At 42.9% G+C, this 19,428-nt stretch carries 18 protein-coding genes; 11 read left to right on the forward strand and 7 right to left on the reverse strand.

Annotated features, from left to right (window positions below):
- Window positions 1-61 precede the first annotated feature (61 nt).
- Together FTV04_RS03630 and ppk1 are read left to right on the forward strand one after the other, a co-directional pair.
- On the forward strand, window positions 62-1,030 hold the full coding sequence (locus tag FTV04_RS03630) for a bile acid:sodium symporter family protein (protein ID WP_180088681.1): 969 nt from the start codon (window positions 62-64) through the stop codon (window positions 1,028-1,030).
- A 204-nt stretch (window positions 1,031-1,234) separates the two neighbouring features.
- Window positions 1,235-3,298, forward strand: a complete 2,064-nt coding sequence (gene ppk1, locus FTV04_RS03635) for a polyphosphate kinase 1 (RefSeq protein WP_180088683.1) — start codon at window positions 1,235-1,237, stop codon at window positions 3,296-3,298.
- Between the two features lie 48 nt (window positions 3,299-3,346).
- On the opposite strand, the gene FTV04_RS03640 is transcribed toward ppk1, so the two are convergent.
- Window positions 3,347-4,603, reverse strand: coding sequence for a hypothetical protein (locus FTV04_RS03640; RefSeq protein WP_180088685.1), 1,257 nt, complete (start codon window positions 4,601-4,603; stop codon window positions 3,347-3,349).
- Between the two features lie 77 nt (window positions 4,604-4,680).
- On the opposite strand from FTV04_RS03640, the gene serB reads away from it, so the two are divergent.
- From serB to FTV04_RS03655, 3 genes are all read left to right on the forward strand, one after another.
- Window positions 4,681-5,901 carry a phosphoserine phosphatase SerB gene (gene serB / locus FTV04_RS03645; RefSeq protein WP_078193257.1) on the forward strand — a complete coding sequence of 407 codons (1,221 nt, stop codon included), beginning with the start codon at window positions 4,681-4,683 and terminating at the stop codon, window positions 5,899-5,901.
- 414 nt (window positions 5,902-6,315) lie between these two features.
- Entirely contained in the window at window positions 6,316-6,648 is a 333-nt protein-coding gene (gene aciT, locus FTV04_RS03650; protein ID WP_078190616.1) for an AciT family ciprofloxacin tolerance protein, read from the forward strand.
- A 156-nt stretch (window positions 6,649-6,804) separates the two neighbouring features.
- The gene (locus FTV04_RS03655) at window positions 6,805-7,284 is read left to right on the forward strand and encodes an SCP2 sterol-binding domain-containing protein (protein WP_078190615.1); all 480 of its coding nucleotides are present in this window, start codon (window positions 6,805-6,807) and stop codon (window positions 7,282-7,284) included.
- Between the two features lie 80 nt (window positions 7,285-7,364).
- Here FTV04_RS03655 and dtd read toward each other — a convergent pair whose 3' ends face one another.
- Complete coding sequence (gene dtd, locus FTV04_RS03660; RefSeq protein WP_168379709.1) at window positions 7,365-7,805, reverse strand: D-aminoacyl-tRNA deacylase; 441 nt, start codon at window positions 7,803-7,805, stop codon at window positions 7,365-7,367.
- Window positions 7,806-8,035: 230 nt separating this feature from the next.
- Here dtd and FTV04_RS03665 point away from each other — a divergent pair, with 230 nt between their 5' ends.
- The 5 genes from FTV04_RS03665 (at window position 8,036) to asd (ending at window position 13,440) form a co-directional block, all read left to right on the forward strand.
- A complete protein-coding gene (locus tag FTV04_RS03665; protein WP_180088687.1) occupies window positions 8,036-9,553 on the forward strand; it encodes a catalase in 1,518 nt (505 codons plus the stop codon).
- A 181-nt stretch (window positions 9,554-9,734) separates the two neighbouring features.
- Window positions 9,735-10,235 carry an ankyrin repeat domain-containing protein gene (locus tag FTV04_RS03670; protein ID WP_078193253.1) on the forward strand — a complete coding sequence of 167 codons (501 nt, stop codon included), beginning with the start codon at window positions 9,735-9,737 and terminating at the stop codon, window positions 10,233-10,235.
- A gap of 146 nt (window positions 10,236-10,381) precedes the next feature.
- The gene (gene pncB, locus FTV04_RS03675; RefSeq protein ID WP_180088689.1) at window positions 10,382-11,590 is read left to right on the forward strand and encodes a nicotinate phosphoribosyltransferase; all 1,209 of its coding nucleotides are present in this window, start codon (window positions 10,382-10,384) and stop codon (window positions 11,588-11,590) included.
- Window positions 11,591-11,743: 153 nt separating this feature from the next.
- Window positions 11,744-12,592, forward strand: a complete 849-nt coding sequence (locus FTV04_RS03680) for a sulfurtransferase (RefSeq protein WP_180008663.1) — start codon at window positions 11,744-11,746, stop codon at window positions 12,590-12,592.
- Window positions 12,589-13,440, forward strand: coding sequence for an archaetidylserine decarboxylase (gene asd, locus FTV04_RS03685; protein WP_078193251.1), 852 nt, complete (start codon window positions 12,589-12,591; stop codon window positions 13,438-13,440). The genes FTV04_RS03680 and asd overlap by 4 nt, the downstream gene beginning before the upstream one ends.
- A gap of 146 nt (window positions 13,441-13,586) precedes the next feature.
- Here the strand turns inward: asd and FTV04_RS03690 are convergent, their stop codons facing one another.
- Both FTV04_RS03690 and argS read right to left on the reverse strand, forming a co-directional pair.
- The gene (locus FTV04_RS03690) at window positions 13,587-14,186 is read right to left on the reverse strand and encodes an SPOR domain-containing protein (RefSeq protein WP_180004357.1); all 600 of its coding nucleotides are present in this window, start codon (window positions 14,184-14,186) and stop codon (window positions 13,587-13,589) included.
- A 302-nt stretch (window positions 14,187-14,488) separates the two neighbouring features.
- A complete protein-coding gene (argS, locus tag FTV04_RS03695; RefSeq protein WP_180088691.1) occupies window positions 14,489-16,279 on the reverse strand; it encodes an arginine--tRNA ligase in 1,791 nt (596 codons plus the stop codon).
- 177 nt (window positions 16,280-16,456) lie between these two features.
- On the opposite strand from argS, the gene FTV04_RS03700 reads away from it, so the two are divergent.
- Window positions 16,457-16,744, forward strand: coding sequence for a DUF2798 domain-containing protein (locus FTV04_RS03700; protein ID WP_372491143.1), 288 nt, complete (start codon window positions 16,457-16,459; stop codon window positions 16,742-16,744).
- Window positions 16,745-16,803: 59 nt separating this feature from the next.
- Here the strand turns inward: FTV04_RS03700 and FTV04_RS03705 are convergent, their stop codons facing one another.
- The 3 genes from FTV04_RS03705 to FTV04_RS03715 all read right to left on the reverse strand — a co-directional run bounded on the left by FTV04_RS03705 (window position 16,804) and on the right by FTV04_RS03715 (window position 19,398).
- A complete protein-coding gene (locus tag FTV04_RS03705; RefSeq protein ID WP_180088693.1) occupies window positions 16,804-17,397 on the reverse strand; it encodes a hypothetical protein in 594 nt (197 codons plus the stop codon).
- A gap of 106 nt (window positions 17,398-17,503) precedes the next feature.
- Window positions 17,504-18,814, reverse strand: a complete 1,311-nt coding sequence (locus FTV04_RS03710; protein ID WP_180088815.1) for a DUF445 domain-containing protein — start codon at window positions 18,812-18,814, stop codon at window positions 17,504-17,506.
- Between the two features lie 26 nt (window positions 18,815-18,840).
- The gene (locus FTV04_RS03715) at window positions 18,841-19,398 is read right to left on the reverse strand and encodes a hypothetical protein (RefSeq protein ID WP_180088695.1); all 558 of its coding nucleotides are present in this window, start codon (window positions 19,396-19,398) and stop codon (window positions 18,841-18,843) included.
- Window positions 19,399-19,428 lie beyond the last annotated feature (30 nt).

The raw sequence follows: 19,428 nt of genomic DNA on the forward strand, positions 1-19,428 counted from the left end.
AGTTGAGAAAAGGCACAAGGGTGTGCCTTTTTTTGTCCCTGTATTTAAATGGAAGATGCCTATGTCGGCTTTCTTAAAATTCACTCAATTTGTGCAGAAAACATTTGCGATTTGGGTGGTGCTGTTTGCAGCGCTCGCCATGTTTTTTCCCGATGTATTTGTTTGGTTAAAAGCATATATCCCATGGATGCTAGGCATCATTATGTTGGGTATGGGCATGACCATGACACTGCAAGATTTTAAAAGTGTATTGCAAAGCCCTAAAGCTGTGATGATCGGGGTTTTGGCACAGTTTATTGTGATGCCGGGATTGGCTTTTTTCTTGTGTAAATTATTACAACTGCCGACAGAGATCGCGATCGGGGTCATTCTTGTCGGTTGCTGTCCGGGTGGAACGGCTTCTAATGTCATCACCTATATGGCAAAAGGTAATACCGCATTATCTGTTGCCTGTACCTCTGTTTCGACATTACTCGCACCGGTTTTAACCCCTGCGATTTTCTATTTGCTGGCAAGCCAATGGATCGAAATTAATGCGGCATCGATGTTGGTTTCAATTTTACAAGTGGTTTTATTTCCGATCATTGTGGGGTTAATGATTCGAACTGTCTTTAAGCACCGAGTGGATGCCTATATACAGGTCATGCCATTGGTTTCTGTTGTGGCAATTGTAGCGATTGTGGCAGCAATCATTGCGGGTAGCCGAACACAGATTTTGCAATCAGGTTTACTGATTCTGGGGGTAGTGGCCTTACATAATGGCTTGGGCTATCTATTGGGTTTTTGGGCCAGCCGAATATTTAAATTGCCCTATGCAGACTGTAAAGCAGTATCAATTGAAGTCGGGATGCAAAACTCAGGTTTGGGTGTGGCATTGGCGGCGACCCATTTTGTCGCTTCACCTCTGACCGCTGTGCCGAGTGCGATTTTTAGTTTGTGGCACAATATTTCGGGTCCTGCACTGGCAACCTATTGGGCAGCGCGGACGAGTGAGCCCAAAGCATTGGAACAAGACAAGCCTGTGCAATAAACAAAAAAATTCAGTAAAATAGAGGGCAATGTCCCTCTATTTTTTATGTCGAAAATAAATTTTACGATTTGATGAACAGTGTTTTAGGGAATTGCATGCCTTTTTAATTGATTAATGCTATTTGTAACATAAGTGTCATCTCCGCTGCCTAACATGCCGGCAACCACTTTAGATATAGACTGTTTCAAACAGCATTGAGAGGGTATGCAACATTTTCAGCATTCATCAGAGACCTATTATAATCGTGAATTGTCACTTTTAGATTTCAATCGGCGGGTCTTGGCTCAGGCACTCGATTCAAGTTTACCTTTACTTGAACGCTTGAATTTTCTCATCATTTTTTCACGCAATTTAGATGAATTCTTTGAAATTCGCATTGCGGGGCTGATGAAACAACGAGATTTGAATGCGATTGCACGGACGCCAGATGCCATTCCGACTGAAGTGGTCTTAGATGAACTTTCCCAAGTGATTCATGACACGGTTGCAGAGCAATACCAGACCCTCAATCATGCTGTATTGCCTGCATTACAAAGTGAAGGCATTCGCTTTATTCAATTTAAAGATATTTTAGAAAAACATCGGGCGTGGATTAGCCATTATTTTAGTAAAGAAGTTCAACCAGTTTTAACACCGATTAGCTTAGATCCATCTCATCCGTTTCCACGCTTGGTCAATAAAAGCCTCAACTTTATTGTGAGCCTAGAAGGCAAAGATGCCTTTGGTCGTGCCATTGAAATGGCGATTGTGCCTGCGCCACGTTCGTTGCCGCGTTTAATCAAAATGCCCGTCGAAGTTGAAGGCAGTGCAGAGACACAAATTTTCCTGACCGCCATTATTCAGCAACACATCAATGACCTATTTCCGGGGATGAAAGCGACGGGCTGTTATGCCTTTCGAGTGACACGCAATGCAGATTTGGTTTTGGCTGAGGATGTGGATGACTTGGCGGTGGCATTAAAAGATGAATTGTCTTCACGCCGTTTTGGTCGGGCAGTTCGTTTAGAAATTGAAGATGATTGTCCGCAAAGCATTATTGATTATTTGTTAGATGAATTTGATTTGAGTGAGCAGGAGCTCTATCGCATTGACGGCCCGATCAATTTATCGCGGCTCAGTACCAGTTTTAATCGGCCAGAACTGAAATATCCGGTCTATACACCAATTATTCCTAAAGTTTTTCGGAAACAAACCGCGATTTTTGATGTATTAAAAACACAAGATGTGTTGTTACATCATCCGTTTGACTCCTTTCAACCGGTTATTAACCTATTACGTGAAGCTGCAAAAGACCCTCAGGTTTTAGCCATTAAGCAGACGCTTTATCGCAGTGGGCCAGATTCGGACATCGTACAAGTTTTGGCGGAGGCGGCTCGCAACGGTAAGGAAGTAACCGCAGTTATAGAACTTCGGGCGCGGTTTGATGAAGAATCCAATATTACCGTGGCCAATATATTGCAAGAAGCTGGGGCTGTCGTGGTGTATGGCATTGTGGGCTATAAAACCCATGCCAAGATGATTTTGATTGTGCGCCGTGAAAATAATCAACTATTGCGCTACGCCCATTTGGGAACAGGTAATTACCACGCAGGCAATGCGCGGATGTATACCGATTATGGCCTGATGACGACGCATCCCGATATTTGCGAGGATGTGCATCGCATGTTTCAGGAATTGACCGGTATGGGCAAGATGGCGAAGCTGAAAGCCTTACTGCATGCACCATTTACTCTGCATACTGAATTACTGAAACTGATTGAACAGGAAATTGTTGCCGCACAAGCGGGAAAATACGCAAGAATTATTGTGAAGGTCAATGCACTCACGGAACCGCAACTGATTGCTGCTTTGTATCGTGCATCGCAAGCAGGGGTATCTGTAGATTTAATTATCCGTTCGATTTGTTGTTTGATTCCTCAGGTCAAAGGTATGTCTGAGAATATTCATGTGAGATCTATCGTCGGACGCTTCTTAGAGCATACTCGAGTGTATTATTTTGAGCATGCAGGCGAAAAACGATTGTACTGTGCCAGTGCCGATTGGATGGGACGTAACTTATTTTCACGGGTCGAAACTTGTTTTCCCATTTTGGAAAGCCGTTTGAAAAAACGCATTATGAAAGATGGTTTACTTAACTATTTGGAAGATAATCAAAATGCATGGGAAATGCAGTCGAATGGGCAATGGGAGAAAGTCGCAGTTGAAGCAGGTACCGAACCGCATAACGCGCAAAAATATTTGATTGCACAGAAAATTTCGACTGTTTAAAACAAAAAATCCCGACTTAAGTCGGGATTTTTGATTTCGCTCAAACCTTTACGAGGCTTTTGACTGTTTGGATTTTAAAATTTCAGTTCTGAAGTTTTGAGCCAATTCAGCGGCATCACTGTCCATTCCATTGAGCATAAATGCATGACGAGTGAGCACATTGGTCGGATTTGGCAAACTGAACAATTGGAAATGATCTGAAATCTCTTTGAGCAAAGTTGTCGGCACATGAATGGCACTTTCTTTAGCAACCAATTGTTGGACTAAACGTTCAGCCGCTTGTACAGAAGACAATTGCATGGCTTCGACAGAGCTTGAAATCGCGCTACGGGTTTGTAAAACGAAACGTTTTTCTTCACGGTAGCGTTTATATAAAACATCTGAAAGCAATTGGAATACTGAGCTGATCATGGTGAGGCAACGCAGCGCATCTGGAGTGTCAGCGGTCATGCTGATGGTTGCGCCATGTTCATCAAACTTATGTACCGTACTGATGTCAGAACTGTTCAATTTATAATGTTGAACACAGAGTTCTGTGGTTTTATTTAAGAAAATTTGGCAGAGATTAAAATACGGCACAGACACGGTTTTGTTGACGCTATCGAGCAGCTGTTTCGGATCATAAAATTGAATATTTAATGCCAAGCTGTTGCTGTCGAGAACCACTGGTTTCATGTCTTTATGCTGTTTTGCTTTTGCTTGCGTATTTTGCTGCGCTTGAGCAATCGCCACAGCGGCATTATGTTTTTCTTGTTCTAAAGCCTGCGCTAGCGTTTGAATTTCATGTTTTAGACGTGATTCATTGTTGATTCGCGCTAAATATTCAGTACGACTTGGACGCGCAATAGCGCGATACGCCAACCATAACAAGCCATGTAAGAATAATGAAAATAGAATCGCAGCCCATTGGGTACGTAAGATTTCACCAATACTTGGTTTAATTAAGGTGATTTCAACCGTTCCAACTTTCTTTTCGTTTTGCAGCGCATCTCGAACAAAGATTTCACCGTCACGGGTTTTGGTCAAACCGCCTGTGGCCAAAACTTGATTATTGGCATTTAAAATGCGGATGGAAGCCACGCTCGGGTTGGTTGCATAGCGGTCAGCAAGTAAGGCTAATGATACGGTATTGGCCGGCTCAAGCTCAGATAGGCTGTCTGTAACCAATTGACTGGTCATCAGTTGTCCCTGACTGGCACGGTTTTCGTTCAGTTGGTGGGTTGTTGCCAATACCAATAAAAAGGTATGCAAAGCAAAACAAACTACTAATAGGCTAGCAAATAGCCCTTGTCTAGGCGCATTCAACGTAAACTTCCAAGGCAATTCTATTCAATTTAGATTATGATTCTTACATTAGTTGTAGCTCAGACCCGAGTCAATTCATGCGAGAAATCATTCTTATATCACTTTTAGGACCTGACCAACCTAATCAATTTACACGATTAATGCAGGTTTTGTCCGCACATTCCTTACAGATTTTAGATGTCGGACAAGCAGTCATCCACAATCAGCTGACTTTAGGTATTGTTGTTTCGTCGGAAGACCAGACTGCGACAGCATTAGCCATGAAGGAGATGTTGATTTTAGCACATGATATTGGCTTAACTGTGCGCTTTAAACCAATCTCTACAACAGAATATCAACAATGGGTAAATGAGGGAGGCCGCACACGCTATATCGTTACGGCACTTGCGCCAGAATTACAGGCATCTCATTTACAGGCAGTTACAAATATTGTGTCGAGCCAAGGCTTCAATATTGAAACTGTGACTCGTTTATCTGGCCGTCCAGAGTTAGATGGATCGAGCGAAGGTCCGCGCCGTGCCTGCGTTCAATTTGGTTTAAAAGGCCAAATGTTGGATGCCACTGCGATGCGTGCAGCATGTTTACGTCTATCTACCGAACTTGGGGTAGATGTTGCCGTTCAAGAGGACAATGCTTACCGTCGTAATCGTCGTTTAGTTTGTTTTGATATGGACTCGACGCTGATTGAGCAAGAAGTAATTGATGAATTGGCGATTGAAGCGGGTGTTGGCGCTCAAGTGGCAGAAATCACTGAACGTGCTATGCAAGGTGAACTCGATTTCCAACAAAGTTTCCGTGCACGTGTGGCACTGCTCAAAGGTATGGATGCTTCGGTATTGCCTAAGATTGCAGAACGTCTGACTGTCACAGAAGGTGCGGAACGTCTCATTTCAACGCTTAAATCATTGGGTTATCGCACGGCTATTTTGTCAGGTGGTTTTCAGTATTTTGCCGAATATCTACAAGCAAAACTGGGTATCGATGAAGTCCATGCCAATGTACTGGACGTACAAGATGGTGCTGTAACAGGTGAAGTGAAAGGCCATATTGTAGATGGTGCCCGCAAAGCCTTCTTATTGACACAAATCGCTGAAGAAATGGGGATTTCATTAGAACAAGCCATTGCAGTCGGTGATGGTGCGAATGACTTACCTATGTTGTCTTTAGCTGGCTTAGGCGTTGCCTTCCGTGCGAAACCTTTGGTGCGTCAAAATGCCAATCAAGCCATTTCAAGCGTGGGTCTAGATGGTGTTCTTTACCTGCTTGGTGTGCATGATAAAGATTTGAATCGTGCTTAAAACCATTTAAGTCATACTAAAAAACGTAGCCAAAAGGCTGCGTTTTTTTATGCCAAAAATTCAGCTCATCCGATGAACGGTAGAAGAAAATTGTCGATAAAAACAACGATTAACAGCATTCGAAAAATTAATTTTTTTAGCCTAAAACCAGCTGTTTTTTTTGTAATGACACTCGAAACGAGATGCCATCATTGTTCTAGAAATTCTTTAAAAAGAAAAAATGTAATGACAAAATAATGTTGCGACAAGGTGTGTCGCATGGACAAAAAACGAGACTTTTTTTATGCAAAAAACTCAGCATAATGCTTGCAAGAGATTGAGATCGACCAAATCTATTTACTGAAGATACAGTAGTGAGACGGCTCAGCATCCTGTAAGACAAGAGATGTCAGCTGTCAAATGACGGAGGTTTTTATGTTAACAGCGAATTTAGCAACAATCGTTGGCCTGAGCTTGGTATCGGCGGCTGTGATTGCTGTTTTCTTCTCGCCTTATCGTCGCTGGTTAAGTTTTATGCTGGCGGGGATGCTGGTGTGGGGACTCATTGAAGTGATTCGATTTGGCACACAAACCATGTTTGAATTATCAGTGACCTATAGTTATTTAACGGCATTAATGGCCGCAATGGTGGTATTCACTTTAGTATTGTTACGTGAAGACCGCCGTGCAGAGCGTGCGATGGCAAAGCGCCAATGTATAGAGCACACGCCTGTATATGATGAAGAACAGCAATGTTCGAGCCGATAAGTGTCAGAACAAAATTTCAATGAAAATGCGCCTGAGGGCGCATTTTTTTATGAACGCATTAGTCCGATTTGAGATACAAAGCCTTACTTCTCAAAAGCCAAGTTATGTTAGGATGAAGCCAGTCAATTTTCCAACAATTACAATAGGCTTTAAGTCATGAAACTATCATCAATTCCTGTCGTAAAACTACCTTTAGTTGATGTCAGTACGGATCCACTTGATTTACTCGTGGCAGGTTTAGCGCTTCGTATGAAACAGCTTGCACGTACTAGCCCTAAATTCATTGAATTGGTTCATGAGCGTCAATTCCGCATTCAAATCGGCACGGATTTAGGTGTTGCACGTCAAATTATTGTAAATAACGGACAGATTGATACTGTTTCAGGCGATGCTGAAAAAGCAGACTTTATTTTGCAATTTGCGGACAGTGAACAGGGCGTAAAAACCCTGATGAAAGGTGACCCAACTGCATTCATGACGGGTATGCAAAATGGCAGTATTAAAATGGAAGGTGATTTTGGTCTACTGGTTTGGTTTAACCAAGTGGCGAAGTTAATTCCACCTAAACTTCCAAAACCGGTTAAAGAAAAAATCAAAATCGCACGTGCGTTTATTAAAGAAAAAACAGGTAAGTAAGATTTACGCCTTGTTCTCCTCCTAAAGGAGGAGCATTAAAAAAAGCCCTCTTTTGAGGGCTTTTTTTAATGCTTCAGTGGTTATTCAACTTCTAAATTAAAGGTCACTGGACCGTCATTAACCAAATGCACTTTCATGTCGGCGGCAAAGATGCCTGTTTGTACATGGTCATATTGGCTCTTGGTGTAATCGACCAGCTGTTCATACAGTGCTTTGGCATCGTTTGGCGGCATGGCAGGGCCAAAATCGGGGCGCAGACCTTTTTGCGTTTGCGCCATCAGGGTAAATTGAGACACCAAGAGGATACCGCCGCCGGCTTGACTGACATTCCAGCCCATCTTGCCTTGTTCATCATCAAAAAAGCGGTATTTCAAGATCTTATCAATCAGCTTTTTGCCTTTTTCTAAATCGTCAGCTTTGCCAAGGCCTAAAAACACCAAAATACCGTGATTAATTTCACCCGTGATCTCACCATCGACCACCACTTTGGCTTCCAAAACACGTTGTAACAAGGCCCGCATAACTTCTTCCGAGTAGAAAATTGAACATAGGGCAGGGATTGTAGCAAAGACAGCATTCTTTCGAGGCAATGTGTAGAAATTTTTGGGCTCAAACATTTGAAAATAAACTGTATATTTTTTATAAATCTAATAATACGATTAAATTTATAAAAATAATCTGTTTTTATCTATTTATTGAATGCCAGTATCTTTGCGGGGCAGGAAAGGTATTTAACAGAGAGATTAAGACGATGTTTAAGCGTTCTTTATTGGTTGCGATGTTAGCAACAGCAACAGTGGCGACTCAAGCAGCGCCATTAACAAAAGACAATGGTGCACCAGTAGGCGATAACCAAAACTCGATTACTGCGGGTCCAAATGGTTCAGTTCTACTTCAAGACGTACAATTGGTTCAAAAATTACAACGTTTTGGTCGTGAGCGTATTCCTGAGCGTGTGGTACATGCCCGTGGTACAGGTGCTTATGGTGAGTTCGTTGCAACTAAAGATTTATCTGATCTCACCATTGCTTCATTGTTCAAAGCAGGTACTAAGACTCCAGTTTTCTTACGTTTCTCGACTGTAATTCACGGTAAAGGTTCTCCAGAAACTTTACGTGACCCGCACGGTTTTGCGATTAAGTTCTATACACAAGAAGGCAACTGGGACTTAGTGGGTAACCAAACTCCAGTGTTCTTCATCCGTGATGCGATCAAATTCCCTGACTTCATTCACGCAATGAAGCCAAGCCCAATCAACAACGTTCAAGACGCAAACCGCGTATTTGACTTCTTGTCTAGCCAACCATGGGCAACCAATATGTTGACTTATGTGTATGGTAACCAAGGCGTGCCTACCAGCTACCGCGAACAAGACGGCTTTGGTGTACATGCGTACAAGCTTTATAACGACAAAGGCGAATACAAATACGTTAAATTCAACTTCCGCTCTAAACAAGGCGTGAAAGGTCTGAACGTTAAAGAAGCTGCTGAGCAACAAGGTAAAGATTTTAATCACTTGACTAACGATCTTTATAACAACATCAACGCTGGTAAATTCCCGAAATGGGATCTTTACATCCAAGTGTTAGATCCTAAAGATCTCAACAGCTTCGATTTCGATCCATTAGATCCAACTAAAATCTGGCCAACGAACTTAGTTCCAGAAACTAAAGTGGGTACGTTGACACTGAACCGTATGCCGAAAAACTTCTTCCAGGAAACGGAACAAGTGGCATTGGCTCCGGGCAACTTAGTACCAGGTATCGAGCCATCAGAAGACCGTCTGCTGCAAGGCCGTATCTTCTCTTACTCAGATACTCAAATGTACCGTTTGGGTGCGAATCACCAGCAAATTCCAGTCAACCGTCCATTGGTTAACGTGAACAACAACAACCAGGATGGTTCTATGAATGTTGGCGGCACTTCATCGAACGTGAACTACGAGCCAAGCCGTATTGAGCCAAAACCAGCGACTGCGAAAGCGCGTGCGGTTGAAACGCCGCTTTCTGGCACAGTTCAGCAAAAAGGCGTGAAAGAGCAAAACTTCAAGCAGGCGGGTGAGCTTTACCGTTCATACTCTGCGAAAGAGAAAGAAAACTTGATCATGAACTTGGCGGCTGACCTTGGCAACGTGAAAGATTCAGAAACCAAGCACATCATGCTGTCTTACTTCTACAAAGCAGACGCTGACTACGGTACGCGTATGACTAAAGCAGTAAACGGTAACCTTGCAACTGTAAAAGCTAAAGCAGCACAACTGAAAGACTAATTTCGATCAGTCTGAAGGATTGGTAACTAGGGTCTAGAACGTTACCTCAAAAAAGTCCTATGAAGCTCCATACCTTTCCTGCACCCTATGGGGAGTTTCATAGGCACTCCTTAAATATTCATTTTTATGAAATGAATCATTTCTAATTCAATTCTACATTCGTTTTCTGTTGGAGTTCATCATGAAAGTTATGCAGCATTTGACTTTAGCCAGTCTTCTTGCGTTTGGTTCCGCATTCGCAAACGTGGCAATCGCGGAAGATATCTCCCCCGCTAAAGCAACTGCAAGCGATCAGATGACCTCACAACAGGAATTGATCGCAATTTTCTTTGCTGCAGCCAAAACTGGCAATGAAGAAGTCATCAATGAATTTCTTAAGCACGGTTTTCCGGTCGATGTGCGCAATGCTTCGGGTTTTACACCACTGATGATGGCGACCTATTATGGTCATCAAAATATTGTGACTCGTTTGCTAGAACAAGGTGCAGACCGCTGCGCACGTGACAATAAAGGCAACACCGCATTGATGGGTGCCATGTTTAAATTAGAATGGGCGATTGCAAAGCAATTACGCCAAGTGGATTGCGATGCAAATGCCAAAAAAATGGGGCAAAAGACTGCAGAACAGTTTGCGCGTGAATTTGGTCAAGAAGAAAAATATCGACAGTTACTCAAAAAATAGTGAGCTTGATCGCGCTCAGCTTCAGCAAAAAAATTGAAAAAAGTCGATGAATCGCGGTGATTTATAAGTTATTCCACTAAATCAATCGGCTTTTTATCAATAAAGTATGCTTTAATGCAAAGAGTTGATAAAAACTGAAAGTCTTTATGTCTCCAATCATCCAATCCTTATTAGACACAGATCTGTATAAATTCACCATGCTTCAGGTGGTGTTACACAAATTTCCGCAAACCCATAGTGTGTATCACTTTCGTTGCCGTAACTTGGATGATACAGCCTATCCACTGGTTGAAATTTTGGATGATTTAAACATGCAGCTCGACATGCTTTGTCAGTTGAAGTTTAAAGAAGATGAATTGCAGTATTTACGCAGTTTACGTTTTATTAAAAGCGATTTTGTTGATTATCTTGAATTATTTCAGCTTAAACGCCGTTTTATTAAAGCGGGTATTGATGATGAAGGTCGACTCGACATTTGGGTAGAAGGCCCAATGGTTCAAGCGATGATGTTTGAAATCTTTGTTTTAGCCATCGTCAATGAATTATATTTCCAACGTATTCGTACACCCGAAGTTTTAGCCGAAGGTGAGCGCCGTTTGCAACATAAGATTGCCTTGCTGAAGCAGTATGAAGCACGGCAAAATCCAAATGATCCACCATTCTTGGTCTCTGATTTTGGCACGCGTCGTCGTTATAGTTATGCATGGCAAAAGCATGTAATTGAAGAATTAAATCAGGCTTCACCGTATATTTTCCGCGGTACAAGTAATGTTCTGATTGCCAAAGACTTGAACATTACTCCAATTGGTACAATGGCGCATGAATTCTTGCAGGCGTTCCAAGCGCTTGATGTTCGTCTACGTAACTTCCAGAAGTCTGCGCTAGAAACATGGGTACAGGAATACCGCGGTGACTTAGGAATAGCCTTAACGGACGTTGTCGGTATGGATGCGTTCCTACGTGACTTCGATTTGTACTTTGCCAAACTATTCGACGGTTTACGTCATGACAGTGGCGACCCGTATGAATGGGGCGATAAAGCCTATGCACATTACAAAAAGCTTAAAGTCGATAGCAAAAGTAAAATGCTGACCTTTAGTGATGGTCTAAATATCGAAAAAGCGTGGGATTTGCATAATTACTTCAAAGACCGTTTCCAAGTTAGCTTTGGTATTGGCACCAACTTGACCAATGATATGGGGCAAACTGCGCTGAATATCGTACTGAAACTGGTTGAATGTAATGGTCAATCTGTGGCAAAAATTTCAGATAGTCCGGGTAAAACCATGACGGATAATGATACTTTCTTAGCGTATCTACGTCAGGTATTTGACATCCCAGAAGTTAGCGCTTAAACACAGCATTAGATAAAAATAAAAAAGCCGAATCAATGATTCGGCTTTTTTATATCTAAAATATTGCTAAAGGAATGCAAAAATTCAGAATAATAGTGAAAATGACTTATGCTAAGATCGAATTTAATCGCACAAAATACAACACGAACAACGATGACAGCATCTACACTGAATTTTGGTCTGCTGATTGAAGCGGAAGAATTGGTTCCACATCTTGGTAATGAAAAACTACGGATCGTCGATTTGAGTCGTCGTTCGGTTTATGACCAATTGCATATTCCACATGCACTGCATGTGCAGCCGAAACTGTTAGTGCGCCAAGAAGAACAAGCGATGGGGCTTTTACCTGACCAAGCCGGTTTAGAACAGCTCATCAGCTATCTGAATATCAGTCCAGAACATCATGTAGTAGTGTATGACGATGAAGGTGGGGCATGGGCTGGTCGACTGATTTGGAACTTACATTGCCTCGGTTTTGAAAATACCAGTCTACTGAATGGTGGCATCCATGCTTGGCTTGGGGCAGGCTTACCGACCTCGTCTGAAATTGAGCAATTTGAACCCGTGAGCCCATTGGTTGAAGTAAGTGCAGAGGCGCGTGCTCAGTATCAAACAGATTATGATGAGCTATTGGCTCGTGTGCAGCAGGAGCAAATCCAAGTATGGGACTGCCGTACCGAAGATGAATATACAGGCCTACGTTTGGCTGCGCGACGCGGCGGTCACATTCCGGGGGCACGACATTTCGAATGGAGTACTGCCCTTAACCGGGAAAATCATTTAAAATTGCATCCTTTAGAACGCACACAACAACGCTTAGAACAATTGGGATTCAATTTAAACGAACCTGTGGTGGTATATTGTCAGTCCCATCATCGGTCGGGCCTAGCTTATATACTGGGACGTTTACTCGGTTGGAATATTCGAGCTTATGATGGTGCGTGGAGCGAGTGGGGCAACCGACTCGATAGTCCTGTGATCACCGGAGAGTTGCCGTCTTGAGCCTTACATCTCAGTTAAAAAAACAAATTTTTATTCAAGCTCAGCGTGTTGTTCCGCAGCACAAATTATCACGTATCGTGGGTAAATTGGCTGCGAGTGAAAACCCTGTGGTGAAAAATGCTGTGATTACCGCATTTAAAGCACAGTATGGCATCGACATGTCGATTGCTGAGCAAAGTAATGCCCTGAAATTTAAATCATTCAATGAATTTTTCACTCGTTCTTTAAAAGAAGGCGTACGTGTAGTTGATGCAAATGCCAACAGTGTTGTTTCACCCGCAGATGGTGCGATTTCACAACTGGGTAAAATTGAAAATGGTGATGTATTTCAGGCCAAAGGGCAGAAGTTCACTGTTGAAAACCTGATTGCCGATCCACAATTGGCTGAGCCGTTTAAAAATGGTCAGTTTGCTACGGTCTATTTGTCTCCAAAAGACTACCACCGTGTACATATGCCATTTGCAGGGACATTGACAGAAACTTTGTATGTACCGGGTGAATTATTCTCTGTAAACCAAACCACTGCTGAAAATATTCCGGGTTTATTCGCTCGTAATGAACGCATGGTCTGCTTATTTGATACAGAAGTTGGTCGTATGGCGGTCGTACTGGTAGGTGCAATGATCGTGGCAGGTATTGAAACCGTGGCTACAGGTAAAGTTAAACCGACAGGGCGTTTGGAACTGAATCAACACGATTTATTCTTAGAAAAAGGTGCAGAATTGGGCCGTTTCTATTTAGGTTCAACAGCGGTTGTGTTGTTTGAAGAAAACAAAATGCAATGGGATGCGACCTTTAAAGCCAACTCGACTGTGGTGATGGGCGAAGCTTTAGGGCATACCATTTAATGAATTCCCTGTCCCTTTAGGAGAGGGTTAGGGAGAGGTTTTTGAGCTAAGCTGATGTATTCAAAAAAGAATCCCTTCTAACCTCCCTTTATTAAAGGAATGAATAAAAAAAAGCGCCATCAGGCGCTTTTTTTTAATTGCAAAATTTAGCGTTTTACGACAATCGAGTCGATACTGCTATGACGTAAAGTTTGCTGTGCAATCACAGCAGCTTCTTGTGAATCATAGGGGCCAGACACAACGCGATACCAAACTTTGCCGTTTTCATTACTTTGAATCACATCGGCAGATAAACCGTTCAAAATAATTTCAGCACGTCGTGCATCGGCTTGATCAGGATCATCATAACTGCGCACTTGCAGAATATAACTTGCAGCAACAGGCGCAGTTTCTGTGGTTTCTAGTCCAAGCTCTGTGGTTTCAACTGGCTTTTGTTCTGGTGCATCAACAATCACCACCGTTTCTTTATTTTCGGTTTCAGGCACAGCTTGTTCAGGAATTGGCGTCACTTGTTGCTGAGGCAATAGGTCGTAGAAACGATAGTCTTTATTGGTTTCTTCTTGGTAGTGTTCAGAGGTAATTTGACCTTTTGGCTTCACAGGCTCCCAAGGTTTCCAAAGCATGAGCGCAACTAAGAAACTCAACACGATTAAAATGATGACAAGTGTACCTAGCCATGCTGGAATCAATGGTTTTTTAGGCTTATTTGGCCGATCAGATACACCGCGCTGCGTTTTTCCAAACACGTGGAAACCTCATTTAATTTTAATTGTCACGAACCACTTTGGGGCAGCCCAAAGTAGCAAGTCTTGATTGTTATATATTACATGAGTGTCATCAGGAATTTGTTTAATTTTCACAATTTCAGCACAGCCAAGATGACACGGACATATTGCTGAATATAAACGAAATACAGGCTCATTTCGAGCCTGTATTGAAAAGGATTTTTTTTAGCACAATGCAATTGATGACGCTTAAACCCATGCGCTGTGTTTGTGCATGGGCGATGCCGATGAATTTCTATTGTGCTCGCAACATAAAGGGTTGCTTACATGCTTTCAGGCGCACTCACACCCAATAATTCAAGACCATTGCGTAAAACTTGCTGTACGTTTACAGACATTAATAAGCGAGCTTGAGTCAGTTCTGCATCATCACCCAAGACTTTATTTTCGTTGTACCAACCATGGAACAACGCCGCCAACTCTTTCAAGTAGTTACCCACTTGGTGTGGTTCATAGCTGTTTGCTGCACGAACCACAATTTCAGGGTAAGCCGCAAGTTTAGCAAGAACTTCAGTTTCAGCTTCTAACTCAAGTTTAGCTGCAAATTGACGTGCAGCTTCAGCAGAGAATTGAACGTCTGTCGCAGCAGCTTTTTCGAGCATACGGCAGATACGTGCGTGTGCGTATTGGATGTAGTACACCGCATTGTCTTTACTTTGAGACACAGCAAGGTCTAAGTCGAAGTCAATGTGTTGTTCTGATTTACGCATGACGTAGTAGAAACGAGCAGCATCGTTGCCCACTTCTTTACGTAAGTCACGTAAAGTCACGAATTGACCTGAACGAGATGACATTTGAACCATCTCGCCGCCACGCCATAGGCTCACAAATTGAACCAAAAGTACGGTCAATTTTTTAGAATCATAGCCAAGCGCATCAATCGCTGCTTTCACACGTGCAATATAACCGTGGTGGTCTGAACCCCAAATATCAATGATATCGGTATAGCCGCGTTGTAGTTTATTTAAGTGATAAGCAATGTCGGATGCGAAGTATGTAGTTTGACCATTACGACGTTTCACAACACGGTCTTTTTCATCACCAAAATCAGTTGATTTGAACCAGATGTTGCCATCTTTTTCGTATAAGAAACCACGTTGATCGAGCATTTGTAATGCTTCATCAATTTTTTCAGTCAAGGTTGCTTCGCTGAACCATTGATTGAAAGTCACGCCAAATTCACCGAGGTCATCTTTAATGTCATCAAGAATGGCTTTCAGCGCAGCTTGATGGAACACACGATAACCCGCAGCCAAATGGTTTTGTGAATTATGAATTAGGCCATCAATGTGTTTTTCTTTATCGCCTGAAACAACGACTTTATTGCCTTCGCTATCGAGTTCAGCGGCATATTGCACATCTTCTGGAACATCTTTGTAGATGTCGGCAACAGGGCGTACATAAGCATCGCCATCTTTGTCGATAATGCTTTGTGCGATTTCTTTAACGTAGTCGCCTTGATATGCATTTTTAGGGAAGACCAGTTGTTGACCGGTCAATTCTAAATAACGCAAGTAAGTCGATGTCGCCAAGATATCCATTTGACGGCCAGCATCGTTGACATAGTATTCACGGTCAACTTTAGCACCTGTTGCTTCAAGAAGATTGGCAACGGTCATACCGTAAGCTGCGCCACGACCATGACCAACGTGTAGGCTAGACGTTGGGTTGGCTGAAACGAATTCCACTTGAACACGTTTTTCAGCATTGGCCTGAGTGCGACCGAACTGATCTTTCTGAGCTTGAATTTGGTCTAAGACAGCAAAACGTTGGTCAGCATTTAAAAAGAAGTTAATAAAGCCAGGACCTGCAATTTCTGCTTTGCTGATATCTGCGACTTCTGGAAGATTTGCCAGAATTTTTTCGGCTAAATCACGCGGCTTCATACCTGCAGCTTTAGAGGCAATCATGGCAATGTTTGACGCAAAGTCACCGTGGCTTCGGTCTTTGGTTCGGGTCAAATTGCTAGTATTGTTCCAGTCAGTTGGGAGTACACCTTCAGCTTGAAGGGATTGCACTGCATGATCGAGCGCTGCTTGTATTGCCGTATTCATAATCAGTCGAAAAATAAATGTCGCAGAAAAACGGTAAATATAGCAAATTTCAGGCTCTTTAGGTGAACCCATTTGTTGCGAATAAAAAATATTCGATAAAAGTGAAGCATTGCTTATATCGAAGTAAAGCGATATAAGTGGTTTAGCGATTCAGGATCACTGCTTGAGTATATGGACATGTCACAACCCACCCCTAAAATTTTTGGCAATGTGCCGAAGTTAGCTGCACGCTGGGCGCTGATTATTGTGCCGTTTATTTTATCCTGTCTTATGAGCGGTATTATTTCGTTTATTAATATGCTCAGAAATTTAGGGTGGTTTGAGGGATTTCTGACACTATGGCTGCATAATTGGATGATTTCATGGGCAATTGCTTTTCCCATTGTGCTGATTTTATTGCCATTTGTTCGAAAGTTTACAGGCCTGCTGGTTGATATGTCAGGGCCACAGCCACCTGCAAAATAAGACTGCATGTAAGTCACAGTTGAGTAAAACGGTGACTTACTGCATTTCGCTTTAAATATTTATAGGCTATCGCGACAACTTACTGCTTTAGAGAGTAATTCGGCTTTGTTGTTTTGGAAGGTATAGAGTTTTGAGGAATTAAACACTTTAATGACTTTGGCCTGAGCGACAGCGGTTTTAAAGCTTTGGAACTTTTGCTGATGGGCTGTCTCAAACGGATTTCCAAAGTTTTTATTGTCGAGCAGAATTTGAATTTGCCCCACATTTGTATCATGTGCTTTTAGGATCTCTTGGCCATCCGCGTTGCTTATACTGAAAGTTGGGCGCTGAGTGCTGATTTTGCAATTCAATTTGAGGCTCAAGGTAAAATTGTCTGCCGATTTATTTTTGAGGGTAGATGTGCCTTGTTGATCATTTTCAATATAGACCCACTGATTTTTCGGCATATTGGTCAGCAGAGTTTCTAACTGTTGTTGGGTACTTTTGCTGATATCGATAGTGCCTTTTTTATCGATTTCAGGGGCTTTTTCTTTACCGAGCATGCCCATCACTTTGTCGCTGACTGTGCTACTGGTTTTGGAAATGGTCTGGCAAGCGCTTAAGCTACTGATGATTAGAATAAATGGTAGTGTATAGATGGCAGGTAAATGCATAGATTTTATTGTTCTATTAAATTTTCGGATCGGCAAAGTTTAACGGTTCTACGCATAAAGCTCAAACCTGCGGCCAATCTCCTTTGAGGAGGACTGCTGCAGGCGGCTAAAGCAGCCATTCTACACAGGCACGAATAATCCCTAGTGCGAGGCCAATAAAACCACCGACCACGACACCATTGACTCGAATCATATGCAAGTCGCCACCGACTTCGTTTTCGATCTTATCGATCATTTCACGTGAGTCCCATTCATGTATACGTTCACTGATAAACCGAATAACTTTTTCGCTATATTGATCGGAGAGATTGATGGCAATATCACTCATTTTTTCATTCAGCAATTGGCGTACAGCGACATTAGAGACAATATTTTCGCCCACTTGTTGAATGGCGACACGTAGGTTTTGTGCAATCCCAGAGTCGGGTTTTTCTAAATCAGAACGAATCGCGTCGCATAAAATCACCACTGCACCACTGATAAAATTCAACATTTGTGGACTATCGAGCATGGCATCTTTGGTGCTGTTTAGGCGTTGGCTGGCAACACTCTGATTGTCCGCCAGTTGCTGCATGAGCTGCTGTGCCATGTCTTCGATTTTACGGCGCCACGGATGTTCATGGTCGGCAAGCATGGACTCGACACGACTGACCAGTGAATCAATGGTTCGCTGCTGTACATCAATACCAATCCAGCTCGCACCTTTGGCGAGCTTCCAAACCCCGAGTTCTTTAAACAATTGACGAGATAAATCACGAGTTTGTTCGGGGTGCTGTAACATCCAATCATGGGCTAAATCTAGTCCACGTTGCAGGACGTCTTGATGGAAATCATTTTCTAAAACTGCCCGCAGCATTTCACTGGCAAGATGGTTGACTTGCGTATTGCGCACCCATTGCACGCTATTATTTTGGATAAAGCGTCCAATTTGTTCCTGACCGACAAATTCGAAAATTTTCGGGACCGTTTGCTGAATGACTTGGGTCACTTGCGCATTATTGTGCGGATTGGCCAACCATTTCCCGACGGCAAGTGAGAGATCCGTCTCCGCTAAGCTTTTTTCAACCACTTGAGGTGAAAGAAAATTTTCCTGAACAAAGCGGCCCATCGACTCGGCAATGCGTGCTTTATTGCGTGGAATAATTTCAGTGTGGTCACGTAAAAATTTGGGAATCGGAATCCGACCAAAAGGATTGCGAAATAAGACAGTTATCGCATACCAGTCTGCCAAACCACCAACCACGCCAGCTTCTGCTGAAAGCATCAAAATATGAATAAGCCAGACGTATTCAGGCAGCAATTTAGCTGCGATCATCAATGCAATCCACGCCAGCACCGCCACCACCAAAGCAATGGTGGCGAAGCGTTTACTGCGTTGCAGATTGGGCGAAACAGCGGGCTGTTCAGTTGGGTTCATCAATGATCGGGTCTCTATAGATTGACTTATTTGGTGGTAGGCTCAGCGGCTACAGGCAAAGGATTTCCTTGGCTGTTTAAACCATATTTAGCTCCGAGTGACTGCAAAATTAAGCGAGCATCAAAGGCATCCTGAGGGGCTTTGGCACGATCTTTATAGCAAGTAATACTGTAGGAAACTTGAGTTGGATCGAGTGTGACCACCTGTGGAACGTCATAAAACGGGCCTGGCCAAAAACCAGGATGGCGACGGTAATAGCCATATGGATAAGGCATAGGGTCTGGGTAAATCACCGCTTGGCGCGGCGGTTTTTGACTCCGATTACTCGGGTCATCCATGACTTTAAAATATTGAAAGCCATTGTGTAGGGTGGTTTGAGCGGCTTTAACCAAGGTGATTTCTTCGGCAGTGCCATAGCTCATATTGGGTCTAGCTTGGAAGCTAATCCGATAGCTTTGAGCATTTAATGGCGTTGCAGCATAACGACCCAATTGTTCGAAGGTTAAAGGCTTCGATGGGGTGCTTGCACAGCCGGTGAAGCCCAGTGCTGCGGTCATGGCTGCTGCGATAATGAGTTTGTTCATGCGCATACTCCTGTTCAGTCGGTTCATGGC

The sequence above is a fragment of the Acinetobacter sp. YH12219 genome (genome assembly GCF_013417875.1).
Classification (GTDB): Bacteria; Pseudomonadota; Gammaproteobacteria; order Pseudomonadales; family Moraxellaceae; genus Acinetobacter; species Acinetobacter amyesii.